General features: G+C 55.8%; 11 protein-coding genes and 1 tRNA gene. 7 read left to right on the forward strand and 5 right to left on the reverse strand.

The genetic code is table 11. The features are described from left to right. Nucleotide 1: 1 nt before the first annotated feature. Nucleotides 2–1,306, reverse strand: coding sequence for an AGE family epimerase/isomerase (locus ACVWNW_RS05215; RefSeq protein ID WP_261252892.1), 1,305 nt, complete (start codon nucleotides 1,304–1,306; stop codon nucleotides 2–4). 298 nt (nucleotides 1,307–1,604) lie between these two features. Between ACVWNW_RS05215 and ACVWNW_RS05220 the strand changes: the two genes are divergently transcribed. Beyond that, a complete protein-coding gene (locus ACVWNW_RS05220; protein ID WP_046322207.1) occupies nucleotides 1,605–2,723 on the forward strand; it encodes an ROK family protein in 1,119 nt (372 codons plus the stop codon). 123 nt (nucleotides 2,724–2,846) lie between these two features. Continuing rightward, nucleotides 2,847–2,917 (forward strand) — tRNA-Gly (locus ACVWNW_RS05225). A gap of 26 nt (nucleotides 2,918–2,943) precedes the next feature. Here ACVWNW_RS05225 and ACVWNW_RS05230 read toward each other — a convergent pair. Genes ACVWNW_RS05230 through ACVWNW_RS05240 form a run of 3 tightly spaced genes read right to left on the reverse strand, consistent with a single transcriptional unit; the run spans nucleotide 2,944 to nucleotide 7,243 of the window. Further along, on the reverse strand, nucleotides 2,944–5,061 hold the full coding sequence (locus ACVWNW_RS05230) for an AlwI family type II restriction endonuclease (protein ID WP_454481497.1): 2,118 nt from the start codon (nucleotides 5,059–5,061) through the stop codon (nucleotides 2,944–2,946). Nucleotides 5,062–5,088: 27 nt separating this feature from the next. Continuing rightward, nucleotides 5,089–5,991 (reverse strand): Dam family site-specific DNA-(adenine-N6)-methyltransferase, encoded by a 903-nt coding sequence (locus tag ACVWNW_RS05235; RefSeq protein WP_454481499.1) that lies wholly within the window; start codon nucleotides 5,989–5,991, stop codon nucleotides 5,089–5,091. 4 nt (nucleotides 5,992–5,995) lie between these two features. Further along, entirely contained in the window at nucleotides 5,996–7,243 is a 1,248-nt protein-coding gene (locus ACVWNW_RS05240; protein WP_454481501.1) for a DNA adenine methylase, read from the reverse strand. A gap of 159 nt (nucleotides 7,244–7,402) precedes the next feature. Between ACVWNW_RS05240 and ACVWNW_RS05245 the strand changes: the two genes are divergently transcribed. The 3 genes from ACVWNW_RS05245 (at nucleotide 7,403) to ACVWNW_RS05255 (ending at nucleotide 9,437) form a co-directional block, all read left to right on the forward strand. Further along, nucleotides 7,403–7,636 carry a DUF2188 domain-containing protein gene (locus ACVWNW_RS05245; RefSeq protein WP_045934889.1) on the forward strand — a complete coding sequence of 78 codons (234 nt, stop codon included), beginning with the start codon at nucleotides 7,403–7,405 and terminating at the stop codon, nucleotides 7,634–7,636. Nucleotides 7,637–7,840: 204 nt separating this feature from the next. Beyond that, complete coding sequence (locus ACVWNW_RS05250; protein WP_121913508.1) at nucleotides 7,841–8,650, forward strand: hypothetical protein; 810 nt, start codon at nucleotides 7,841–7,843, stop codon at nucleotides 8,648–8,650. A 31-nt stretch (nucleotides 8,651–8,681) separates the two neighbouring features. After that, nucleotides 8,682–9,437, forward strand: coding sequence for an alpha/beta hydrolase (locus tag ACVWNW_RS05255; RefSeq protein WP_198191683.1), 756 nt, complete (start codon nucleotides 8,682–8,684; stop codon nucleotides 9,435–9,437). 6 nt (nucleotides 9,438–9,443) lie between these two features. Here the strand turns inward: ACVWNW_RS05255 and ACVWNW_RS05260 are convergent, their stop codons facing one another. Then, on the reverse strand, nucleotides 9,444–11,675 hold the full coding sequence (locus tag ACVWNW_RS05260; RefSeq protein ID WP_046322216.1) for a cation:proton antiporter: 2,232 nt from the start codon (nucleotides 11,673–11,675) through the stop codon (nucleotides 9,444–9,446). Nucleotides 11,676–12,185: 510 nt separating this feature from the next. On the opposite strand from ACVWNW_RS05260, the gene ACVWNW_RS05265 reads away from it, so the two are divergent. Both ACVWNW_RS05265 and ACVWNW_RS05270 read left to right on the forward strand, forming a co-directional pair. Continuing rightward, entirely contained in the window at nucleotides 12,186–14,984 is a 2,799-nt protein-coding gene (locus tag ACVWNW_RS05265; protein WP_461196334.1) for a cation-translocating P-type ATPase, read from the forward strand. 59 nt (nucleotides 14,985–15,043) lie between these two features. After that, the gene (locus tag ACVWNW_RS05270) at nucleotides 15,044–15,472 is read left to right on the forward strand and encodes a nucleoside deaminase (RefSeq protein ID WP_454481507.1); all 429 of its coding nucleotides are present in this window, start codon (nucleotides 15,044–15,046) and stop codon (nucleotides 15,470–15,472) included. Nucleotide 15,473: the final 1 nt, after the last annotated feature.

Raw genomic sequence — 15,473 nt, forward strand, 5'->3', positions numbered from 1 at the left:
TTCAGCGGGCCTGATCCTGCTCCGCCTGCCCCTGTCCGCAAGCCTTCTTGATGGCCGTAGCGATGGAGACCGCCGGGTCGTTGTAGGGGATCAGGGTGGACTGGAAGGCATGGTAGAGGTCGGACTTGCCGGGCCAGACCGTGCCGATCACGTGGTTGTCGGCATCCAGCTGATGCCACCAGGATCCGCCTTGGTGATCAATCAGATAGTGGTCTACATAGCTGCAGAAGGTGGCGTACCAGTCAGCGTAGGTGGCCTTGCCGGTGGCTGCGTATAGAGTGGACGAAGTGTTCAGGGCTTCGGCCAGGGTCCAGTGCATGCGGTCGTGGACCACCGGGCGGCCCTGCCAGTCCGTGGTGTAGACCAGGCCTTCGGCTCCGTCAGCGGCCCAGCCATCCTCAACAGCCCTGGCGAACAGGTGCTCGGCTGCCTCGATGTAGCGGCTACGGTCGGCCTCCCGATCGAACCGGCTCAGGGCGTACTGGGTGATCAGCCTGGCCCATTCGATCCCGTGGCCCGGCGTGGCACCGTAGGGCTTGAACTGGTCGGCCTTGTTGTCTTGGTTGTAGTCCAGGTCGGCCTGCCAGTCGCTGTTGAAGTGCTCGGGGATGCGCCACTGGTTGTTCTCAGCCCAGCTGATGACATGGTCGATGATGCGACCGGCGCGCTCGCGATAATCCTCCTTGCCGGTGGCATCGGCCACGGCCAGGAAGGCCTCGGTGCTGTGCATGTTGGCGTTGAGCCCCCGGTAGGGGTCCAGACGGGTGAAGCCGCTGTCCCAGGTGTCGACGGCCAGGCCCTTGTCGTCATCCCAGAAGTAGCGGTTGAAGATCTCCAGCGCCTGATCCAACAGGTCCTGTCCGTCAGGGTCGCCCGCCAGCATGGCCGAGGAGGCAGCCAGGACTACGAAGGCATGGGTATAGCAAGTCTTGCCGCTCTCGGGCTGGCCCTGCCAGGAGACCGAGGGGTACCAGCCGCCGTGTTCGTCGTCGTGCAGGTTGCCTTGAAGGGCCTGAACACCGCGATGGGCCAGCTCCGATGCGCCCGGGTAGCCCAGGAGGCTGCCGATGGCGTAGACATGGGTCATCCTGCAGGTGATCCAGGTCTGGATTCCCTGCTCGGGGTCGATGCTGCCGTCGTCATTGAGCCAGCCGGCGCCGCCCTGCTCGGTGGGGAACCCCCGCCCGAAGTCCAGGAAGCCATAGGTTTGCGAGGCCATGAAGATGCGGTTGGCTTCGTTGCCCAGCAGGTAACGGGGATTTATGGCGGACGGTGAGGCTCCCGAATGGTTCGGTGTCGTGGTCATGGCGATCGCTCCTTTGCTCAGCGAGGGGATGCAGCTGTTTCTGGTATCTGTTCATAGCCTAACACGTAATTGTTAGGGAACTGAACTTTTTGCTGACTGCCCCGTTGTCTTGTCTATGATGCTAGTGCGCAGTCTTGAAAAATGAACCGCTCTGGTGTCGCAATGACGAGGTCTGAGCCTGCCCGGAAAAGGGCGTTTACAATATAAGATGCAAGTATGGATGGGCGCGGTCACGGGGTTCAAGGCCCAATCCCCACGGCGGGTCCCCGTCCCCGCATTATTTATCGTCAGGTGAATCATGACCATCAATACCGGCAACCTGTCCAAGGCGTTGCCTGAGTCGGTGCGGCAACACAACCGAGCCATCCTGCTTAGGCTGCTCTATCCTGATGTCAGTATGACCAGGGCTGACCTGGCCCGAGCCTCCGGGCTGACCAGGGTCGCCATATCGGACATCGTGGCCGAGCTGCTGGGTGAGCATCTGCTCATGGAAGTTGGTTATAGCAAATCCACCGGGCCGGGCAAGCGTGGACGGCTATTGCGCATCAATCCCGACGGGCGAAGCATCCTGGCCCTGGACCTTTCCACTCCTTATGTCTTTAGGGGAGCGGTGCTCAACCTGACCGGACAGGTGGTGGCGCGTGAAGAGATCCCTCTGACCACTGACGGCAAGGTTCCCCTGGACTTGGTGGGGGAGTTGTCCGATTCGCTGATGCAACGGGCGGCCCATCCCATCATGGGTATAGGCGTATCTAGTCCCGGCATCGTCAGTGCTGAAGGCGTGGTGGACGATGCCACCAACCTGGGCTGGGTTCAGACCGACCTGCGCGGCTATCTGCACGAGAAGACAGGCCTGGAGGTAACGGTCAACAACGATGCCAACAACGAGGTCCTGGCCGAGCGGCAGTTCGGCTCAGGTCAATCCGACCTGCTGCTGGTCCACCTGGGCAACGGAGTCGGGGCAGGGTTGCTGGTCTCTGGCGAGCTGGTGACCGGTTGCAACCGTGCAGCCGGTGAGATCGGTCATGTAGTGGTGGACCCAACTGGTCCTCAGTGTCGCTGCGGCAAGCGCGGCTGCCTGGAATCCTTGATTAGCGTTCCCAGGCTGACTGCTGCGATGGATCGGGATCCTGACAATCTGGCAAGCATTCTGCGGCGGGCTGGTGAACTGCTGGGCCGTGTCCTGACCATGCCCGCCGGCCTTATGGACATTCCTCGCGTGACTGTTCTAGGGGACTCCAGGGTGGTCAACCGCATCTTCCTGAGCGCCATGGAGAAGACTATGAATGATGCCCTGGCCACTGATTTTCGGCGACCTCTTGTGGTTGACCGCTCGGCCTTGGGGGAGGATGCCGCCTTGCTCGGGGCCTGCTCCACAGTGGTGGCCGACCTGATTGAGCCTGACGGCACTGTCTGAAAGTGGGTTGAAGACCTTGCTCGCAACCGTGCTCGGAGTTGGTGATTGGCGCACATCGCCGAGACCTGCTACCATGGTGACTCGCATGCGGTTGGCCGAGGCCTGACCCCGGTAGCCGGATTTGCGGGCGTAGTTCATTGGTAGAATGGAAGCTTCCCAAGCTTCAGAGGCGGGTCCGATTCCCGTCGCCCGCTCTCGGAAATTATTTTCATGTATATTCTCATGACTCATGTATTAATCTGATGCGCGATTCTCTCCAGTCTCCCCATTTCCATCTATTTGCAGCGTTCCGATCTTGTTGGCTGAACTCGTAAATTTTTCGTAAGATAATATCAGCACTCAGATGATCATCGTTTAGAAAGGTTATCAGCTCTTGTATAGTTATTGCAAAAATATCTACTCCATCAGTAGGTGCAGCTTCCTTTCGTGAAGAGTGGTAAAGCTCTATGTTGCTAGCGGCTCTATAAATATTGGCGACATCACTGTCTATAGCATTTGAGCAAAATATAGTTTGCACGCAGCAGTCAGGATTATCAATTGTAAGATTCGTTGAGTGTCTTATCACGGGTTCAAGCTCGCCTCGCTTTTGGGTGTTGCCGTTCATTAGCGAAGCTTCGAGAAGAACGATTGCAGAATCACTTTGTCGCACTTCAATGTCCCCTGCACCTCCTGAGGCGTGAGACAAGGGGCGCATATTGCCGTCGCACGTCAAATTCATTGAGGTAAATGGATCTATTGTTTTGTTCGAGAGATAGAACCATGCAATATTTAGAATGTACTCGAATATTGTTGGAATATCTGTCGCATCGGTCACGTTACTTTTTACATATTTATCAGCGCGTCGTGCTACTGATTTGTCTGTATCGTTATGCTGATCGATCTTCTGCAGTATTTCAATGACTTTGTTCCTAGGAAATTCCGATATAATTAAATCCTTGAATTGATTGCTTTGTATATTCCGGAACTGTTGTCGCAAGTTTTCTAAACTGGTAGCACCAGATTCCTTAATGAAGCCGTCTAAGAATTCCTTACATAGGTCTGTAGAATAGCCTAAAATATCTACAACTGATTGATCTCTGTAGAATATGCTATTCTCATCTTGCTCATAGGCCTTATATGAACCTGCTCCATTCAGCGGAATATCGCGATAATCAAGCAATGCTTTCCATAATTTAGAATAACGCAAGCTGAACTGGCCGCTAATATTCGTAATTATACCGGACAGCAACATTATTCTACTGCTCATATCAAGATATTCGGCTCTCAATGATTCGTTCTTGCTATAGATGAACTGCATGTAAATTGCATAAAAATCAAGAGGATGTTGCAAGTAGATACTTGAACTGTTCGCGTCTAGGAACTGCTGTACGCCTGGATGCGGCTGATTTTCGGATTGGAACAGCCTGCCCCCCGCGGCAAACGCTGATCGAATAGAAGGTTTGTTTGAAATCTGCTTGAGTTGCGCTAAGGTTTGTGAATCATGAGCTTTATTGAAGCGTATCAAAAAATGGAAGAATAGATAATACTCCGAAACAGCATTCCGGCTCTTACGATTGTAGAATGCGCCTTTGAAGAGATTTATAAAGTTATCGGAACAATCATTAAGATTTGGAGAGCTAAAGTCATTTCTGCTGAAAAGCTCATCAATGTCGGTCCGTGTTTTATCCCCGGTAGGACAAGAACCGGGAATGCTCTCACTTAGCTTCTTTTTAATTCTTTCTTTTTCGCTCTTCGCAGGCCTGTGATTGTCGTAAGTAGACGCTATTTCGATTAATTGGTTTATCGAATCTTTGCTCAAAGAGGGTGTAATTGAAAAGAAAAATAGGGAGAATACATCCTGAGGCATCCGCTCGACAACAGATAATATCTTAATAATTAAACGAAAAGGATATACGTATTGTGTTCGCTCTTTGTCGTAAAACCGTAATTTGAGCAATTGTCGTAAATAGAGGAGATTGTCTTTCTTTAGCCCAACCAGACTCTCAATCTGATCCGGTTGTTTGATATCGGATGCAGTATCAATCCAGTTCTTTGCCACCTGACTTACAACTCTATCGGGAGTGCAGAGTCCTAATTTGGCTAATATATCTGTGTTCGTTCGACCACGTTGACTAAGTCTACTTCTGTCTGAGCTATTTGCGAAGAAATCAGAATTATCCAAAAGTGACTTGTAATATTCAGCTTGAATTGTGGGATTCTCGTTCCAAAAAACTTCTTTATTGTCAATTTTAAGCTGGAATAAAGTTCTCAAGCAGTATGGCAGCACTGTTGCATAGTCATGCCTGCGGAAACTAGTATCCCCCAGATTCAGTAGTTGCTTTTGTCTCATTTTATACATGCAGAGGCCTTTCTCTGATAATCATTTCTAGTAATTGGTAATCAAAACCTCGTCAGTGCTGCCTGAGCGCACTGTATTATAACTAGAGTACGAATATGACATGTTCAAATGGTGAATGTGGTATTTATTGGACCATTTTATCAAACTGAAGTTGGTCTTTCCTTTGAGTGTAAATACGTTACTTAAAGCAAAGCGACCCCCGAGGTTGTCAATACTATCTAAATATTCAAACAGCAGTTGGTCATTCTTCTCATTCCAGGAAGTCGCTTCATTGTAAACAGCAGTAGTCAAAGAATACGGAGGGTCAGCGTATACAAATGCATTCCGACCATAAAAACCAATGTTGCTAAAATCCTCGTTGCAAAAATGTATATGTTTGGACTGGCTAGCGTGTATGAAATCTCGCAGCTTTGCCTGCATACGTATGTTGAAGTCCCTTTTACCAACTGGATTGTTAAAGGCTCCATGCCGATTAAAGCGCATTTGATTGTTGTACCCAAAAACTATCAGAGCATATAGCAGATCTAAATTATCGTCGTTACTGCTGTCTCCGTTGTTATAGTCGAAGCGCATACGATTAAATGCTTTTCGATTGATGTTTGCCAGGCCCTTTGATGAGTTTACTTGATAATACGCATATCCATATTTGTCTGTGTTCGATAGCCTGTATTGCTCAGCTATGTCTAGAATATGTTTTTTGAATTCTGGGTATTGTTGATTGCTGATCCTAGATAGTAATTGAATTAGGTGGGTGTCAATATCATTGGCCATTATCGTTTCACAGTTAGAGAAGTTTAATGACACCACAGCACTGCCACAGAACAGATCAATAAAAGTATTGATATTGTCGTGAGGGAATAATGGGAATAGCTGAGGAAGTAAGCGAAATTTATTTCCGGAATAATTTAAGAATGACCTTATTGGCTTCATTGAACTATTCCTCTGTGTCAACTAGATACAGGTACTCTCGGTGGTCTTTCAAATGCGTCTTGCCGGTAGTATATGCATGAAAGGGGGTAGAAAAGATTTGTAACTTACCTCGTTTAGACAATATGTCTCGCATCTCTTCGTCACTAATTTTGGCGTTTGAGCGTCCGTTTCCCTTTTTCGCCATGTTGTTATAAGACACCAGGATATACCGCGTATTAAGGTGTTGAATTAAATCGTCGAACGCAGATCCAGCCTGTGTAGTGCAATAGAGACTTCTGGTGCTGCTTCGGTCCATAGCCTTACGGGATACCCCGTACAATTTTGGTTTTTTCCATAGAACGATATTTTCTAGCACATGGTACGTATCGCCATATTGACGTGAATTGTAGGGAGTATCTATATAAATTAGATCGTTATAATCTAATTTTCGAACAAGTTTATTGGCGTCTTCTTGGTAGATTTTGGCAGGCATGCGTCTATTGTTTGATTTGTAGTCAGGTAATAGGAAGTGAATGGGTTCGATGGAATCCATAACTTTGCGATAAGCATCATAATGACCTACGGTATTGGCTACTTTATCCAATCCATAAATGAGAGAGGTAAGCAGTATATCTTTTTCGCGAGCGGATATATATTTTTGCGCTTCAATGTACTCGCGTGCAGAATCGATTTTCATAGCATTTTCTACAGAGAAATACCTGTCTCCATAATTTTGGGTTACATAACCACGATGTCCTCGTAGGGAATTCATTTCATTAATCCAATTGGTGATACATAAGGAGCGCACATGCTGAGCTCCAAAGAAGCAGCTGTAAACTACGGCATTTGAAGCTAATATATCGTTTACGGTGATTCGTGCACCACGCCTGCTGAACATGTTAGCAACCGAGCCTGTTCCGGCGAATATGTCTGCAACAGTTGTCACATTGACCGTATGGTTGTTGACGACCTCCTGAATAAAGGGGAGCAGACGCGTTTTAGATCCCAAATATCTGCGATTGCCAATGCTAAAGGTTCTTAGCGATGTCTGCTGCTTTGAGTGGTTTCTCTGCGTATCGCCAGAGGAATGATTTGCTATATGCTGTTTCAGCGATATTAATGCTGTCTGATTCCAGATATAATGACCCCTGTTATCGCGATCGATTTTAATAGCTCCATTTTTTGCCCACTTATAAAGGGTTTGTCTGGTAAGACCCACTTCTTGAGCTACGGCATTTGTAGATTGCTTTAAAGGCATCTGCGCATCGTTCATAGTTAACATTATTGGGTTGTCCATAGACAATTAGTAGATAATCAACTCAGGTACGTTCAGTTTATTGTTTCTGCGCATTCTGGAGTGTCGAAGCACGGTGCCTCAGGCTGGGCAGTGGAAGATGAGGGGGTACAGGGAAGTATGGAAAGGACGGCCATCATGGCTGATTATCACGTGCAATACGACGGGGATCGCGATCTCTGGACAGTCAAGCGGGCCGGTGCCTCACGCGTCTCTCGCACTTTTGCTACCAAGGCGGAGGCCACCAAGCAGGCCAAGGTCTTTGCAGACCGGTCCGGCGGTGGTGAGGTCAATATCCATAACAAGGGTGGCAACAAAATCCGCGACAAGCGCACCATAGGCAAGAAGGATCCTCGAGACATCAAGGGCTGAACGCCAACTGAGCTCTGGGACTTTTCGCTGTCATCGGGCCTGTGCTGGTGCCGAACGTCGCGGCGATAAGTAACTATGCGCTTCTGCCTAGGCCCATCTATCAGCCCGGCAGGATGTTGGGATGGTGAAGCATTGGCCGGCGTCGCCGGTCTGTATGTGTCCGCCCCCATAGACTGAAACCAACCGTGAAAGGTGGCGAAGTCGATGGCCGATGGATTCAACCAGCTGGATCAGCGGCTGGCGGACAGCGGGTATGACGAGGGTCTGCCAGCCTCCTACCCTCCCCACCCCGGTATGGACGAGCGTCCTATTCAGATAGCCCATGCCAACATCTGGAGTCGGTTTGCGGCAGTCACAGGATTGGTGTCAGCTCTTGCGGGCGCGGCCTTGCTGGCTCATGCCATAGCCCCCTCCAGGCTGGGAGTCATAGGTCAGGTGGGCATTTCGGCCTGGGTGGGTGTCTCCGTCGCTTTTGCACTGTTGACCATAATCCTGGTCGTCATAGCCCGTCATTCCGGACCAGTCCCGAATCGGCCATCGGTAGGCTCGGCGGGCATCATTCTTTTGGTTTGCGGAATGCTCTTGACAGTGGCAGGCCTGCTTATTGCCAACTCTTCCCCCAAGGGCATCATCAAGGCTCCTGCGCGTGACGAAGCGCCCATCAGCTCGCCTCAGGCCATGACCGGCGGTATCGACAAGGCTGCTGGCCAGTGCGCTTCAGGTTGGCATGACATCGGCTTGGACGGGTATGTGGGCATCTCCCAAGCCCGGTATTGCACGGATACGACCATGGCCTACGTGGTCTTCGACAACGATTCAGCGGCCTCCTTGGCCAAAGGGCCTATCCGCGCTCGCGTGCCTGACCTGATTTCCCGCTATGGAGGAGGGTTGCAGCCCCAGGATCTATGGCTGCTGACCGGCAAGCGTTGGATGGTGGTGGGCAGCAAGGCCCAGGTGACCGGACTGCAGAGCCAGTGGGGTGGCCAGGCCGAGCCACTCATAAGTCAGCATTGAATGACCGGGCCGGTCGACTATCGTGGCAGATATGGATCAAGCACAAAAGGATAACGACGGATTGGTGGGTCGGCCCTCAACAGTGGTGCCCGGACGTTTTGGGCAGGAGCTCAAGGTCGAGCAGGTCCTTTGGTCCCGCAAGCAGGGCACAGCCAACCCCTCGCGGCCCATTTTTGTACTCATGCACGGTTGGGGCTCCAATGAGGAGGACATGGCTGACCTGATGCGCTACGTGGCTCCTTACAACGACTACGCCTCCTTGCGGGCACCCATGGTGGTGCCTGGCAGCGAGCGCGGCATGTTCGGCCCGGGCTACACCTGGTTCCACGATATGCGTCCCGAGCAGGAGGATCTGGATAGGGATGGCTATGCAGCAGCTCGGGCTGTGGATGCCTGGGTTTCAGCCAACATCCCCGAGGACCGACCTGTAGTGGCCATGGGCTTCTCCCAGGGAGCCATGTTGGCTGTTCATCTGCTTCGGGTCAATCCTGAGCGCTACCGGGCCTCCATATGCCTGTCCGGGTTCCTGGCCCCAGGCCTAGTGCCCGGTACTGCTCCTGCGGATGAGCGCCTGGCTGGCTTGAACAAGCCGGTCTTTCTGGGCTTCGGTTCGGATGACACCACGGTGCCCAAGTACGAATTCCGTGCCCTGGCCGCCTGGCTGGACGAGCACGTATGGCTGCACACCACCGAGTACGACCACCTGGAACATGCCGTCGACATGCGCGAGATGAATGACCTTCGCCAGTGGCTGGGCGAGATCGACGTGACCTCGGGCCTTATGTAGATCGGCTCACAGGGCCGAGTCAGCGTCAACCTGCATGACGTAGACGTTGCGACGCATCTTCCGTGCTGTCGTGCGTGAGATTTCACCGGATTCGACCATGTCCTGGATTTGGCTCAGTTCGATGGCGTATCCCTCGCGCTTGGTCTCCTCCAGCTGATCCCTGATGGCAGGTATGCCCGCGTATTCGGTCTTTCCCTCCGCCGAGGATTCGATCATTTGGTGGTTGATGATGGTGTTCAGCAGATCCTCGGTCTTGAAGCGGCCCTTGCCCAGCTCGGAGTAGAGCTTTTCAATCAGGAAGTGGTTCATCTCTGCCTGCAGGTGGCGCCCGGCAACGAAGACCTGGTCCTTGTCGATCGGCTGGGTCAGGTGCTTCAGGCGGTGGAACTGGCTGTGCAACAGCCCTCTGAGTCGTCTGCGAGCCGTGTAGGCCCTCCAGCGCAGCTCCCCGCCCCTGTCCAAGTGGAAGAGGGACCCGGATATGGTGGACAGGATCCTGCGAGCGGCCTGTTCCTGGCTGCGCAGATTCAGCAGTTCCTCCTGGTCGTCTCCCCGTTCACTGCGCCGGTCGATCAGCTGGGCATCGGCATCCCTGTCGGCTACGGTCTCGGCCTCGGTGCTGGTCTCGGCCTCGGTCTGGTTTCCGGTGGCAGACTGCGTTGATGCAGGCGTCTGTTCTATGCCTGCGTCTTCGCTTCTGAGCCGCTCCTCCAGCTGATCCTGAGCTTCTTCGATCCGGCTCAGCCGCTCCTCCATATAATCCTGTTCCCACTCCATAGTCTGCACCTGCAGGTCCTGGAAGTCCTTGGGGGAGTACTGGCCGATCTCTGACTTGAGCTTGGCGATGCGGTGATTGTACTGCTTGATTACCTGCTGGACGGCCAGCCGGTTCTCGTCTGTAATCCTGCTGGAGAGTTCCCGGACCGTGCCCCTGAGCACCTTGATGGATTTCTCGACCTGCTGGGCCGGTACCTCGCTGCTCTGTGAAGGAGCCAGCAGGGGCAGGGCGAAGTTGGCCAGCACCAGGGTGACGATGATGACCCCGGCGGCCACGAAGATCAGCTCGCTGCGCATGGGGAAAGCCGACCCGTCGTCGGTCATATAGGGGATGGTCAGGGCCAGGGAGAGGGTGATGGTTCCCTTGGGGCCGCCGAAGGTCATGACGGCCGCCGACCTCAGGAGCTTGGATGTCATCCGTCGCCTACTGCCGGTTTCGCGGTCCTTGGTGAAGATCAGGACACTGGCTGTCCAGAGGAAGCGCAGCACGATTACGGTCAGGCAGACCAGAGTAATGGTGGCTACCAGCATCCAGTTGCTGACCCGCCGGTCTCGCCAGCTGGTGCCCATGGCTGCCGGCAGCAGCATGCCCAGAAGGACGAAGACCGCACCGTTGAGGCTGAAGGAGAGCACCTTCCAGACGCTGGATGAGACGATGTTGGCCTTGGAGGTATTGGGGCCCACTCCGGTGTGGTCGAAGCGTATCAGCAGTCCGGTGGAGACCACGGCCAGGATTCCGGACACATGCAGAATGTTCTGCCCGACCATGTATATCAGGAAGGGCAGGAAGAGCTCCAGCAGGATCCGGGTGGTGGTGGTTTCCCAACCCAGGCGGCGGGCCGACTCAAAGAGCCAGTTGATCACAAAGCCCATGATCAGGCCGAAGCCGATGCCACCCACGAACTCAACGAAGAACTCGCCCAGGGCCTGGGGCAGGGAGAAGGATCCGGTCACGGTGGCCAGGATGGCGAACTGGAAGCCGATGACGCCGGTGGCGTCGTTGAAGAGCGATTCGCCGGCCAGGATTGAATGTTCGTCCGGTGTCAGGTCGGCGCTCTCGCCCAGGGAGGAGACGGCCACGGCATCGGTGGGCCCCAGGGCGGCGCCCAGGGCCATGGCTGCAGCTAGGGGGAACATGGGCCAGGCGGCATGCAGGATGACGCCCACCATGAGCATGGTCAGAGCAGCCAGGCCAATGGCCAGGGAAAGGGATGATCGCAGCCCCTTGAGCAACTCCACCTTGTTGATAGTGTGAGCCTCGTAGTAGAGCAGGGGCGCGATGAAAAGGACCATGAACAGCTGGGGATCCAGCCGCATCCGCGGGAAAATGGGTAGCAAGGCCATGACTGCGCCCAGGACGATCTGGACCAGGGGGGTGGAGATCCGGGGAATGAACCTGGAGATGAAGGAAGAGACGAGGACGGCAGCAAGTATGCACAGAATGAGGATGAATGTTTCCACGGGCTTCCTTTCCGCCACGCAATCCCGGGCGGGCTGCTGCAGGCCCGACTAGCAGGGTTCGTTCGACCAATGAAGGAATCTCCGAGTGCAGGGTCGCATGAGGATCGACGTCGCATCGTCCATTATACGGAATGGCGATATCCAGGAACAGCATTAATGGACAATGTGCGCTAAGTTGACACCTCAAGTAAAAATGGTGGAAAGACTGCGCTCGCGATAGGCGAACATTTGTGAAAATCCGGCCCGGGGACCCCTCGTAAGTGCATGAAAGGCCGACTTAATCGGTATACTCGTGAAGACCGGGAAGGCTCCGAACCTCCTAGAGGTGCACCGCTTGCGGCGGCTGATCATGGAGCCCCATCTCTTGACCCCGGGGACTTGCGCGCACGCTATTGTTTCCCCGATGCTTTTGGACATCCCCCGGTCCAAAAGGAAGATTGCATGAACGTCTGCAGAGGGTCGCATGCGGGGACAAATGACCGATCCGGTTTGGAAAGGCCAGGTTGACCGATGACATCATCCATGACATCTACAAACATCAAGAATCAGAACGCTGCGGCAGCAGGGACCGACATGCGTTTCGACGACACCGACTGGCACAGCCTGGAGACCTCGGCTGTGCTGGAGACCCTGCACACCGGGGACCAGGGTTTGGATACGCAGGAGAGCGCACGCCGACTGGAGCTCTTCGGGCCCAACAGTCTGGCCGAGGCCCAGGCCAAACCCCGTTGGAAGCTCTTCCTGGAGCAGTTTGCCGGCCCCCTGATCGCCGTCCTGATGGTCTGCGGCATCATCACCATTTTTCTGCAGCACTATGTGGACGCTGCGGCCATTTTCCTGGTTCTTTTTCTCAATGCCATCATCGGCTATGTGCAGGAGTCCAAGGCTGACAAGGCCGTAGAGGCCCTGACCACCCTATCTACCCCCACCACACGAGTGGTGCGTCAGGGCAGGATGGAGCAGATTGACGCCGACCAGCTGGTGCCGGGCGATCTGGTCCTCCTGGAGAGCGGCGACCGCATCCCCGCCGACCTGCGGTTGATCGAGGCCCTCCACCTGCGCATCGACGAGGCCATGCTGACGGGCGAGAGCGAGGATGCCAAGAAGAATACGGACCCCGTGGACCGCGATGCAGCCCTGGGCGACAGGCGCTGCATGGCCTTCTCGGGCACCATGGTCACCAGCGGCCGTGGACGAGGGCTGGTGGTGGCCACTGGTTCCGATACCGAGTTGGGCGAAATCAACGATCTGGTCCATGTGGCCAAGGGCCGCACGCCCCTGCAGCGGATCATCCACCGCACCGAGGTGGGCATCGCCATCGCCGTCATCTTGGTGGCCATCTTCGTCTTCATCGGCGGAGCCATCCTCAATGGCGACGCTACGGGGGCCTTCCTGTCTGCAGTCTCCTTGGTGGTCGCCTCCATGCCCGAGGCCCTGCCCATCGTGCTGACCGTGGCCATGGCCTTGGGAGTCTCAAGGATGGCCGAATACCATGCCATCGTCCGCTCTCTGCCGGCCGTTGAAACCCTGGGTTCCATCACCGTCATAGGCTCGGACAAGACCGGTACGCTGACCCAGAACCGCATGACCGTGGAACAGTTCACCCTGGGCGGCGGTCAGCCGGTCCCCGTCGAGGGCCTGGACCTGGGCGCAGCTGCTGTATCCGGCGACGACCGTATGCGCGGTCTGGCCGCCCTCGTTCGGGCCGGGGCTCTGACCAATGAGGCCCACCGGCAACCGAATGAACAAGGCGGCATCGAATACAGCGGCGACGCGGTCGATATGGCCATGGCCCGCCTGGCCGACCAGACCGGGGCCGTGACTACCGAAGACTTGGACGCTCCTATCGTCATGGAGACCCCCTACGAGCCGGAGCTGCTCCACTCCATGACCATCCGCCGCAGTCCAGACGGCACCTTGACCCAATATGTCAAGGGCGCCCCTGACGCGGTCATGGCCATGAGTCGAACCATGCTGGACCCGGATGGCCAAGTCGTCCCCCTGGATACCCAGGCTGTCCACAAGTCCTACGAAGCCATGGGCTCCCAGGGGTTGCGTGTCATAGGCGTGGCCAGCAGGGTCCTTTCCTCTGGCCAGGATCCCGCTTCCCGCCGTCGACCTGACGACCTGACCTTCCTGGGACTGGAGGGCATGCTCGACCCGCCTCGACCCGGCGTGCGTGAGGCCATTGCCGAATGTGCCGGTGCTGGCATCCGCGTGGTCATGATCACCGGCGACCACCCGGTGACCGCAGCCGCCATAGGCCGGCGCCTGGGTCTGGAGCACACCGATCAGGCGCTGACCGGCAGTGAAATGCTGGAGATGAGCGACGAGGTCCTCCGGGCCCGTCTGCGTGAGACCTCCATTGCCGCGCGCGTCTCCCCCCAGGACAAGCTGCGCATTGTGGAGGCTCTGCAGGATGAGGGCCACGTGGTGGCTGTGACCGGCGACGGCGTCAATGACGCCCCGGCACTGAAGGCCGCCTCGGTGGGCATCGCCATGGGCCGTTCCGGCACAGACGTGGCCCGTGAGGCCAGCGACGTGGTCCTGACCGACGACAACTTCGTCACCATCACCCAGGCCGTGCGCCAGGGAAGGGTCATCTTCAAGGCCATCCGCGGGTCCGCCTACTTCCTCCTGTCCACGGCTGCAGCCGCCATGATCGCCGTGGGGGTCAATGTAATCTCTGAGGAGCCCCTGCTCTTCCTGCCCCTGCAGATGCTCTGGATCAACTTCGTGACCAACGGTGTCCAGGACATCGCCCTGGGATTCGAGCCTGGCAATGGGGATGAGCTGGAGTCGCCCCCGCGTTCGTCTGGAGAGGGTCTGCTCTCGCGGGTGCTCTGGGAGCGACTTGCCGTCTGCGGGCTCTGGATGGCCACCTGCATCCTGGTCCTCTTCCGCTTGAACATCAACGCGGGAATGGATCTGGCCCACGCCCGGACCATCGCCCTGACCCTGCTGGTCCTCTTCAACTTCTTCGTCGCCATGTCGGCCCGGTCCGAGAACAGGCTGATCTTCCAGCTCAACCCCTTGGACAACACCTTCCTCCTGGTGGCTTCGTTCGTGGCCCTAGGCATCCATGCGGGGGCCATGTATCTGGCTCCGGTTGCGGGCGTTCTGGGCATGGCCCCCTTGAGCGCAAGCCAGTGGCTCATCTGCCTGGGCATTGGGCTGACGGTCCTGATCTTCAGCGAGGGCGACAAGATGGTTCGTGCCTTCCTGGCCAAACGGGGCATAGGCACGTCCGGGCGGCCCAAGGGCCATCTGCACCATGTGCGCCGCCGCATCGCAGGCATGATCAACTGAACTGACCTGTCGGGCTGGACTGTCAGACTGAATCCGTGCGAGAACGGTGGAAGGCGCCCATGGAAGAAGCCCTGCGACTGGCCGGCATAGCCGGAGACCGTGGGGACGTACCCGTGGGTGCCTTGGTCTTGGATGCCACGGACCGGATCATCGGCCGGGGCTTCAACCAGCGTCAGGCACTGGGCCGTCCCCTTGCCCACGCCGAGATGGAGGCCATCGAGAAATCCGACATGGGCTGGGATCTGGCAGGGTGCACCATGGTCGTTACCCTGGAGCCCTGCCCCATGTGTGCAGGAGCCCTGATGGCCTGTCACTTCAGCAGGGTGGTCTTCGGCGCCTGGGATCCGAAGATGGGAGCCTGCGGGTCGGTCTGGGATCTGCCCCGTGACCCGCACACCGGATCAAAGGTCGAGGTGCTGGGCGGTGTATGCGAACAGGCATGCGCCGGAATTCTTGCCGACTTCTTCGCCCAACACCGCCAGGACTGAG

Source organism: Bifidobacterium sp. JNUCC 75 (assembly GCF_054819865.1).